General features: G+C 66.9%; 7 protein-coding genes. 4 read left to right on the top strand and 3 right to left on the bottom strand.

Going from position 1 to position 8,981, the window contains the following annotated elements; all coding sequences use genetic code 11:
- Positions 1–145: 145 nt before the first annotated feature.
- From ACFX4F_RS13950 to ACFX4F_RS13935, 4 genes are read left to right on the top strand one after another with little or no spacing between them, the layout of a single operon-like run.
- A complete protein-coding gene (locus ACFX4F_RS13950; protein ID WP_380656236.1) occupies positions 146–835 on the top strand; it encodes a response regulator in 690 nt (229 codons plus the stop codon).
- Positions 828–2,219 carry a sensor histidine kinase gene (locus ACFX4F_RS13945; RefSeq protein WP_346559466.1) on the top strand — a complete coding sequence of 464 codons (1,392 nt, stop codon included), beginning with the start codon at positions 828–830 and terminating at the stop codon, positions 2,217–2,219. Before ACFX4F_RS13950 ends, ACFX4F_RS13945 begins: the two co-directional genes overlap by 8 nt.
- Entirely contained in the window at positions 2,216–3,271 is a 1,056-nt protein-coding gene (locus ACFX4F_RS13940; protein WP_380656232.1) for an ABC transporter substrate-binding protein, read from the top strand. Before ACFX4F_RS13945 ends, ACFX4F_RS13940 begins: the two co-directional genes overlap by 4 nt.
- A 60-nt stretch (positions 3,272–3,331) precedes the next feature.
- On the top strand, positions 3,332–3,988 hold the full coding sequence (locus ACFX4F_RS13935; protein ID WP_099820992.1) for a response regulator transcription factor: 657 nt from the start codon (positions 3,332–3,334) through the stop codon (positions 3,986–3,988).
- A gap of 64 nt (positions 3,989–4,052) precedes the next feature.
- Here the strand turns inward: ACFX4F_RS13935 and ACFX4F_RS13930 are convergent, their stop codons facing one another.
- The 3 genes from ACFX4F_RS13930 to ACFX4F_RS13920 all read right to left on the bottom strand — a co-directional run bounded on the left by ACFX4F_RS13930 (position 4,053) and on the right by ACFX4F_RS13920 (position 8,798).
- Positions 4,053–4,670: a hypothetical protein gene (locus ACFX4F_RS13930; RefSeq protein WP_380656228.1), complete on the bottom strand. Its 618-nt coding sequence runs from the start codon at positions 4,668–4,670 to the stop codon at positions 4,053–4,055.
- Between the two features lie 238 nt (positions 4,671–4,908).
- Entirely contained in the window at positions 4,909–7,560 is a 2,652-nt protein-coding gene (locus ACFX4F_RS13925) for a PAS-domain containing protein (protein ID WP_380656225.1), read from the bottom strand.
- A gap of 68 nt (positions 7,561–7,628) precedes the next feature.
- On the bottom strand, positions 7,629–8,798 hold the full coding sequence (locus ACFX4F_RS13920; protein ID WP_033831977.1) for an OprO/OprP family phosphate-selective porin: 1,170 nt from the start codon (positions 8,796–8,798) through the stop codon (positions 7,629–7,631).
- Positions 8,799–8,981 lie beyond the last annotated feature (183 nt).

Raw genomic sequence — 8,981 nt, 5'->3', positions numbered from 1 at the left:
CTGGCCCGGCGCTACCCCGCGACGATGCACCCGGTGGCGCCGCCACGCCCGGCGGAACAGGTCAGCATCGGTAGCGCCGGGCCAGGCCCGGCGAGCGCAGCGGCGCCATGCGGTAGCATTCGTTTCCCCCCTCACGCCCCCGCCCATGCGCCTGCTGCTGGTCGAAGACAATCCGGACCTGGCCGATGCGATCATCCGGCGCATGCGCCGCAGTGGTCACGCGGTCGACTGGCAGGCCGACGGTCTGGCCGCCGCCAGCGTGCTGCGCTACCAGAGTTTCGATCTGGTGGTGCTGGACATCGGCCTGCCCAAACTGGATGGGCTGCGTGTGCTGGCCGGCATGCGCGAGCGTGGCGACAGCACCCCGGTGCTGATGCTGACCGCACGCGATGGCATCGAAGATCGCGTGCAGGCGCTGGATGTCGGTGCTGACGACTATCTGGGCAAACCGTTCGATTTCCGCGAGTTCGAAGCGCGCTGCCGTGTGCTGCTGCGACGTGCACGCGGGCAGGCCAGCGAAGTGGTGCAGATCGGCGGCTTCCAGTTCGACAACGCTGCGCACCGGGTGACCCTGGATGGCGAACCGATCGAGCTGCCCAACCGCGAGTACCGCCTGCTGGAGATCCTGGTCGGGCGCATCGGCCAGGTCGTGGGCAAGGATGAGATCGGCAATGGCCTGTTCGGCTTCGATGACGAAGCGGGCCCGAACGCCATCGAGCTGTATGTTGGCCGCCTGCGCAGGAAGCTTGCGGCTGCCCCGCTGCGCATCACCACCGTGCGTGGCGTCGGCTATCTGCTTGAAGCCAGCGACGGCAGCGGCGACGCCGATGGCTGACGCACGCGCTGCGAACGCCGCACCGGGCTCGTTGCGGCGCACGCTGCTGCTGTACCTCGGCGCGCTGCTGGCGGTATTCGCGGTGGCGTTGTTGTTTGCTGCACGCGATTACGGCCAACGCGCGGCGAACCGCTCCTATGACCATCTGCTGGTGTCCTCGGCCCTGTCCATCGCCGATTCGGTGGCCTTGGTGGACGGCCAGTGGCAGGTGGACCTTCCCTATGCCGCGCTGGACCTGCTGGCGATGGCGCCGGAGGACCGCGTGTTCTACCGGGTTGCCGACAGCCGCGGCACCCTGATCACCGGCTACGGCGACCTTCCCGCGTCGCCGCGTCGGCCGGGCACGCAACCGCAGTTGTTCGATGCGCCCTACAGCGGCGAGACCGTGCGTTTCGTCGTGGTCGGCCGCAGCTTTGCTGCCGCCTCCGCGCAGGGCGAGGTGCAGGTGCAGGTGGGGCAGACCCGGCGTGCGCGCGAAGCGGTGGCACAGGAGCTGGTGAACCGCGCGCTGCTGGCGATCGGCGTGTTGTCGGGGTTGCTGCTGGCACTGGTGGCCTTCGGCGTGCATCGCGCGTTCCGGCCGCTGGTGCGGGTCGAGCGCGAGCTGTCACGCCGCGAACCGTCCGACCTGAAGCCGCTGGATGCGCGCGTGCCGCGCGAGATGGACCAGATGGTGGCAGCGCTGAACCGCTTCATGGAACGCCTGTCCAGCAGCAATGAAACCCTGCGTGCATTCATGGCCGAGGCGGCGCACCAGATGCGCACGCCGCTGGCCGCGCTGCGTGCGCAGGCGCAACTGGCGCTGGACGACGACGATCCGCAGGACATGCGGCGCAGCCTGTTGGCGATCGAGCGCAATGCCACTCACATGAGCCGCCTGCTCAACCAGCTGCTCAGCGATGCCAGCGTGATCCATCGATCACATCTGCAGCGCTTCGCCACCGTGGACCTGGCCGAGACCGTGCACCAGGCGCTGCACGAAGCGCTGCCGCAGGCCGGGCCCACCCCGCGCGTGCAGCTGGCGATGACGGCCGAGCCGGTGCAGGTGCACGGCGACGCGCTGCTGCTGCGCGAGGCCATCAAGAATCTGGTCGACAACGCGCTTAAGTATGGCGGCGATGGTCCCTTGCAGATCGCGCTGACCGCTGAGGGCGGGCAGGCCGTGCTGACCATCGCCGACCACGGCACGGGTATCGCCGCCGCGGATGCCGAACGCGTGTTCGAGCGTTTCGCACGGGGCGAGGGCGCGCCTTCCGGCGGTGCCGGCCTCGGCCTGGCCATCGTCAAGCGGGTGGTCGACAGCCATGGTGGCCAGATCGATCTCAGCAATCGACCGCAGGGCGGCCTGGTCGCCACCATCCGCCTGCCCCGGAGCAGCACATGATCCGCCTGTTCGCCGCCATTGTTGTCTTGCTGCTGGCCGTGCCGGCCCTCGCTGCACCGGGCGATGTGCGCCGCTTTCCCGCACAGGGCACCGCCACTGCACAGCTGCGCATCCACGGCACCACCGATATCGAGGTCTTCGCCGAAGTCATCGCCGACTACCAGCGCCTGTACCCGGGCAGCGAGGTGGTGTACGAAGACATCATCACCCAGGACCTGTACGCGCGTTACCTGCATGACCGCGCCGGACCTGCGTCGCCGGATCTGCTGATCTCCAGCGGCATGGACCTGCAGACCAAGCTGGTCAACGACGGCCACGCGCTGCCGCACCGCTCGGTGCAGACCCAGGCGCTGCCGGCGTGGGCGCAGTGGCGTGGCGAGGCGTTCGGCATCAGTTACGAGCCGGTGGTGATGGTCTACAACACGCGCAGGCTGCCGGCCGCGAAAGTGCCGCACACGCGTCGACAACTGCTGGACCTGCTGCGTGCGGAAGGGACGCCGTTGCGCGGCAAGGTCGGCACCTACGACATCGAACGCAGCAGCGTGGGTTACCTGCTGGCGACCCAGGACGCCCAGCGCGGCAGCATCGCCGGCGCTCTGCTGGGCGCGCTGGGGGACAACGCGGTGGTGCGCGAGGAACGCACCGGCGTGCTGCTGGACCAGGTGGCCAGCGGCCAGTTGTCGCTGGTCTACAACGTGCTGGGCTCGTATGCACAGGCGCGTATCGATGCGGGCGCACCGCTGGCCATCGTCGAGCCGGAGGACTACACGCTGGTGGTGCTGCGTACCGCGGTGATTCCGCGCACCGGAGCGCACCCGCAGGAAGCGCGACGCTTCCTCGACTACCTGCTGTCGCCACGCGGCCAGCAGGTGCTCGCGCGCGAGGCGCGGCTGATGCCGATCGTGCGCGGCGATGCAGGCGGCGACGAAGCGCCCGGCCGCAGCCGCCGCCCGATCCAGCTCGGCCCCGGCCTGCTGGTCTACCTGGATGCGCTCAAGCGCCGCCAGTTCCTCGATGCCTGGCGCAGCAGCGTGGAGCCGGCGGGGCGCTGATGCCCTGGTAGCGCCGGGCCATGCCCGGCGGATGCGGTTTGCTGCCCGTACAATGGCCGCATGAGCGAATACACCATCCTGATCGCCGATGACCACCCGCTGCTGCGTTCGGCGGTGGTGCAGTCATTGCGGCAGAGCCTGCCGCTGGCGCAGGTGCGCGAGGTCGCCAGCGCCGAAGCACTGGCCGCGGCGTTGGACGCACAGCCCGATGTGGATCTGGTGCTGCTGGACCTGACCATGCCGGGCGCGCATGGGTTTTCTGCGTTGCTGCACGTTCGCGGTTCGCACCCGGACATCCCGGTGGTGATCCTGTCCTCCAACGATCATCCGCGGGTGATCCGCCGCGCGCAGCAGTTCGGCGCCGCCGGATTCATCCCGAAGTCGGCCCCGGCCGAAACCATCGGCGAGGCGGTGCAGGCGGTACTCGATGGTGGCCTGTGGTTCCCGGCGATGGCGGCTGAGCGTTCCGAGGCCGACGCGCTGCTGGCCAGCCGCTTGGCCCAGCTGACCCCGCAGCAGTTCCGCGTGCTGCTGTGCCTGGCCGATGGCCTGCTCAACAAGCAGATCGCCTATGAGCTGGGGTTGGCCGAGAACACGGTGAAGGTGCATGTCACCGCGATCCTGAAGAAGCTTGAATGCCACAGCCGCACCCAAGCGGCAGTGTTGGTGAAGGCGCTGGAGCCCGAAGGTGATGCGCGCGCTGGGATGGATGGCTGATCGCGGCAGGACATTGAATTGACCCGTGTATCAGGTCGTTGTTGATTCTGTCCCGCTTCCTGGATCAGTTTCCGCTGATCGAATTCAGTTCCGGATCGGTAGAGAACATGAATCTGTTCTCGTATCCCGCACCGATACCCTCAGATACTTCCGCGTAGCTGTATGTGGGAGACGATCGGTCTGACGCCAGCCTCTGGCCCCATGCCTGGTGATCGGCATTGCTTCGGGCTCGAGCGATACCAATGCATATGCTCAGGCCGCACGCAAGGCGCTCAAGAACGGCGTTCTGATCCATTGCGCGCATGAGAGACGATCGATAGTGCTTGGCCAGGTCCTGCGCATCCGGGCTGGATGCTGCGTCGATGGTCATGCGATCGATTGCTTCATAGGTACTACGGCTGGACCGCAGAAGGTCTTCAGCAGTCTGGCTTGAGATGCCTCTGTTCTGCATGAATCCAGACTCGACCTGAAGGTACTCGGATGTGCGTTCCGTACTATTCCTGGCCGACGCCGAAATGCGCTGATTCGATATGGTGCGGCCACGCGGGTTGGCTGATTCTGTTGTGTCTGGATGACGCTGGCTGATGCTGCTTTCTTCCGTAGTTGTCTGTTGATTCCCATCTTCTTTCGATGATTTTCCATCGATGCATCCGCTGCAGCAAAGGCCGAGAAGCGTCGCCACGATCGGGCTGAAATATCTTGTGAATGCAGGAGGTACGGGAGAAACGGGCACGATCAATGCCTCTGGTCTGGCTGGCCGATTGGCCCGGTCATGCAATTTTCTGATCTTCAGCAACGGTGGTAAGTAGGGCAATGGCTCGTCTGCTGTTCAGACTATGCCCATCCTCTATCCATGGGGGCGATCGCTTTTCAGCCTCGTCTCAAAGAGCGGCCGATGGTCCTCGCATGGTGCAGCACCTTTACCCGCGATGCCGCAACAGCAACTGCGTCATCAATGCCCGCAGCGCCGGTGGCCGCACCGGCTTGAGCAGGAAGCCCCAACCGTTCTCGGCAGCATGCGCCTTCAGCGCATCATCGCGCTCGGCGGTTACCAGGATCACCGGCGGCCGCGCCTGCCATAGCGTGCACAGCGCTTCATACAGGTCCGGTCCGTGCCACTGCCCCATGCGCACGTCCAGCAGCAACAGCTGCGGCACGTTCAACGCGCTGGCGATTTCCAGCGCGCCCTGCGGTCCGTCGGCAAGTTCCACATGGCAGCCCCAGCGTTCCAGCAGGGCACGGGTCGCCGCGCAGACATGCGGGTCATCATCGATGCTCCATACCCGACATTGGCGCAGTGGGCTGTCATCGGACGGTTCGGTCGCGATGACCGGCGCTGCCGGCGGTGCAATCACCTCGTCGGCGCGTCCGAGTGCCACGCTGACGGCGAATACGCTGCCCTTGCCCAGCGTGGAACGCAGGCTGATGCGGTGGCCGAGCAGGCGACCAATGCGCTCGACGATGGCCAGGCCCAGGCCGGCGCCACGTTCCTGCTCCACGCCGTCATTCAAGCGGCGGAATTCTTCGAAAATTTCGCCCTGCAGGCTTTCCGGAATGCCCGGCCCTTGGTCATGCACCTCGATGCGCAGCTGGTCGCCGGTACGCCGACAGCCGATCAACACGCGCCCACGTGGCGTGTAGCGCAGCGCATTGGACAGGAAGTTCTGCAGGATGCGCCGCAGCAGCGCCTCGTCGCTGACCACCACCGCGCGGGTGTCCACCCAGTCAAGCTGCAGACCGCGGCTCTGTGCGGCGATGCCGAACTCGCGCGCCAGGGTTTCCAGTAAAGGCGAAAGTGCAAAAGCGCGCACGCGGACCTGCAACGATCCCGATTCCAGCCGAGAGATATCCAGCAGGCTGTTGAGAATCGCATCCTGCGCCGCCAGCGCGGCGTCGATATGGTCGCTGGTCTGCTGCTGTGCGGGGTCACTGAGCTTGCCGCGCAGCACCGACACGAACATGCGCGCGGCGTTCAGCGGCTGCAGCAGGTCGTGCACCGCCGAGGCCACGAAGCGGGTCTTGTAGCGGTTGGCCTGTTCGGCTTCGCGGCGGGCTTCGTCCAGATCCTGCGTGCGCTCGGCTACGCGGTGTTCCAGCGCATCGGCCAGTGAGCGCAGTTCGCGTGCGGCGTTCTTGTAGCTGGTGATGTCGGCATAGCTGGTGACGAAGCCACCATCGGGCAGCGGGTTGCCGCGGATCTCCAGCACCGTGCCGTCGTCCTTCTCGCTCTCGCGCATGTGCGGGCGGCCGCTGCGCAGGTGGGTCAGGCGGCGTTCGATGGCTTCGTCGATCGGGCCGGGGCCCAACAGACCACGACGTGCGTTGAAGCGGAACAGTTCCTCGATCGGGCGGCCCACCCGCACCAGCCCGGCCGGGAAGCGGAACAGTTCCAGATAGCGAGAATTCCACGCCACCAGACGCTGTTCCTTGTCGATCACCACCACGCCCTGTGGCAGATGTTCGAGGCTGCGGCTCAAGCCAACGTCGGCATCGGTGGCCGCTTCCAACAAGCCGTCCTGGGCGGTGCGCAGCTCCTGCGCGTGCTGCTTGAGCAGGGTTTCCAGCTCGCGCCGGCTGCGCTGGCGATGCTTGGACAAGCGACGCCGTTGCTGCACGAACAACACCAGGAAACCCAGTGCCAGCCATGCGGCGGCGCCGGCCACGGCCGCGCCTCGGCCCGCGCTGGTGGCCGCGCTGGCGTCGTGCAGCAGATGCAGGCTCCAGTCTTCGTCGGGCAGCGCCAGGGTCTGCCACAGCATTGCCTGCGGCAGTGCCGGGTCGAGCAGGCGGACCATGCGGCCGCCATCGGCCAGCACATCTTCGGTGCGTGCACGCAGCGGTTGCAGCGAGCGATCGGCATACTGCCGCGCCGCACGCATCTCGTTGCGTTCCTCCGCGCCGAGCGGGCGCAGCAGGCGGTAGCGCCATGCATCGCGGTTGGCCAGGAACACCACGTCGTGGTTGTCGCTGGTCAGCACCACGTCCGGGCTGTTCAACCACTCCTGTTCCAGTGCGGACAGCTCGATCTTGATCACGATCACGCCGATGCGCTGGCTGTCGGCATCCAGGATGGCTTCGGACATGAAGTAGCCGGGCACGCCGGTGGTCATGCCGATGCCGTAGAAACGGCCACGGCCATGGGCCAGTGCTTGCTGGTAGTACGGGCGGTAGCTGTAATCCTCGCCGACGTTGCTGGTCGGCTGGTCCCAGTTGCTGGCGGCCACGGCCACGCCATCGCGGCCGACCAGCGTTAGCGTCGAGGTGCGGGTGACCTGGTTGGCGCGCTGCAGTTTCAGGTTCAGGCGCTGCCGCTCGGCGGGCGAGGGCGGTACCCGCAGTGCGTGCTGCAGGTCTGGATCCAGCGCCATCACCTGCGGCAGGGTGCCGAACCGGTCGATGCGCTGTTGCAGCCCCTGGCCATACAGCTGCAGCTGGCGCTGCACCTGTGCGCTTTCCGTGCCGAGCGCGCGTCGCCAGGCGTAGTGGCCGGCGGCGGCCGCGCACAGCACGGTGCCGGCCACCATCACCAGAACGGTCAGCAACTGCAGGCGGTGGCGGCTGAGCCAGTACATGGCGGCAGTCTACGCAGGGCCGGCGGGCGCGGTGTACACGCCCGCCGGGATCTGACACGTGGAAGGGATCAGAAGTGCATCTGCGCGCGAAGTTCGAAGATCTCCGGGGTGCTGTGCACACCGCGACGGCTGGCGTCGACCTTCACGTAGTTGGCCTGGAACTTGAAGTGGCTGGTCAGGTACCAGTTCGCACCCAGGGTCAGGTCGTGCTGGCGGCCGCCGAGGATGCTGCCGTCGTCCAGGTCCAGGCGGCTGTAGCGGGCCACCAGTTCCACCGCGCCGTAGTCGTGCGCCGGCTTGATGTTGGCAACGGCGCCGGCGTTGTACGGGCGCGATTCGCCGGTCAGCACCCAGCTGGCCATCGCGTACTGGCCGTGGCCGGTGTAATCGGGCTTGCCGTCATTGCGGGTGACGGTGGCCTGCAGCGCTTCGGCCTGCAGCGAGAACGGGCCGCGGATCCAGATACCTTCCAGGCCGGTGCGGCGGATCTGGTCAGCGGTGACCAGGGCCCCGGAATCGACGAGGCGGATGTCGGTCAGGCCGGCTTCCGGACGGGCGCGCAGGCGCGCGCTGGCCTCATGATGCACGTCGCGGCCATCGTGGTAACCGCGCGGGTTTTCCTGCGAATAGGCCAGGCCCAGGTGGATCACGTCACCCGGTGCCTTCACCGGCGTCCACACCGCACGCACCGCCTGGGTGGTGCCGGGGTTGTCGCCCTGCAGGTCCTTGCCGCCATAGGCGCCGGCCTGCAGCAGGTACTGCGGACGCTCCAGCACCCATTCCACGCCGGTACGGCGGCCTGCGTAGAACGCCTGCACGGGCAGCGCGGTCTCAAGGAAGCTGCCGGCGCGCGAAGAGGTGTTGGCATCCAGGCCGACCGGGGTCTTCATGTAGCCGAAGCGGAAGCGGCCGACATCGCGACCGAAGAACGCCTTGCTCTCGAAGCGCACGAACACGTCCAGCCAGGTGTCGGCCTGAAAGTCGTAGTAGACCATCGCGTCGTACACGCCCTTCTTTTTCAGGGTCGCGCCGAATTCCTTGCGGCGCACCGCGTCGTCATCCTCGATGCCGCTGGCGGACGAGAAGTCGTTGTAGTCGTAGGCGATGTTGGCGGTAGCGGCCAGTTCGGTGCCGTCGCCAAAGGCGTACTTGGTCGGCCAGTTGTCGAAATCCGCAGCGGATGCGAAGGCGGGGAGGGCGGCCAGGGAAAGGGCCAGCAAGGTGGGAATCGGGCGCATGGGTGGTGCGGCTCTCTCAGAATGCGTGTGGACAGGACAACAACGGCCGCAATGGCCGGAACTTTCGCAATGACGCGCCCGGCCGTTCAGGTCGGGCCACCGGCATCCCCGCGATCAGCGGTGCGGCGCCAGTGTAGGCAGCGCAGCCACCTGAACCGGGGGGCTAGTACCAATAGGTTATCT

The sequence above is a fragment of the Stenotrophomonas sp. YIM B13575 genome (assembly GCF_042787595.1).
Classification (GTDB): domain Bacteria; phylum Pseudomonadota; class Gammaproteobacteria; order Xanthomonadales; family Xanthomonadaceae; genus Stenotrophomonas; species Stenotrophomonas lactitubi_B.
Note: the sequence above shows the minus strand (reverse complement) of the source record. Positions and strands in the feature narration are given on the sequence as shown.

Excerpts from the sequence above, each read along its gene's own strand:
- ACFX4F_RS13950 (WP_380656236.1), top strand. The coding sequence starts at position 146 with ATGCGCCTGCTGCTGGTCGAAGACAATCCGGACCTGGCCGATGCGATC.
- ACFX4F_RS13945 (WP_346559466.1), top strand. The coding sequence starts at position 828 with ATGGCTGACGCACGCGCTGCGAACGCCGCACCGGGCTCGTTGCGGCGC.
- ACFX4F_RS13940 (WP_380656232.1), top strand. The coding sequence starts at position 2,216 with ATGATCCGCCTGTTCGCCGCCATTGTTGTCTTGCTGCTGGCCGTGCCG.
- ACFX4F_RS13935 (WP_099820992.1), top strand. The coding sequence starts at position 3,332 with ATGAGCGAATACACCATCCTGATCGCCGATGACCACCCGCTGCTGCGT.
- ACFX4F_RS13925 (WP_380656225.1), bottom strand. The coding sequence starts at position 7,560 with ATGTACTGGCTCAGCCGCCACCGCCTGCAGTTGCTGACCGTTCTGGTG.
- ACFX4F_RS13920 (WP_033831977.1), bottom strand. The coding sequence starts at position 8,798 with ATGCGCCCGATTCCCACCTTGCTGGCCCTTTCCCTGGCCGCCCTCCCC.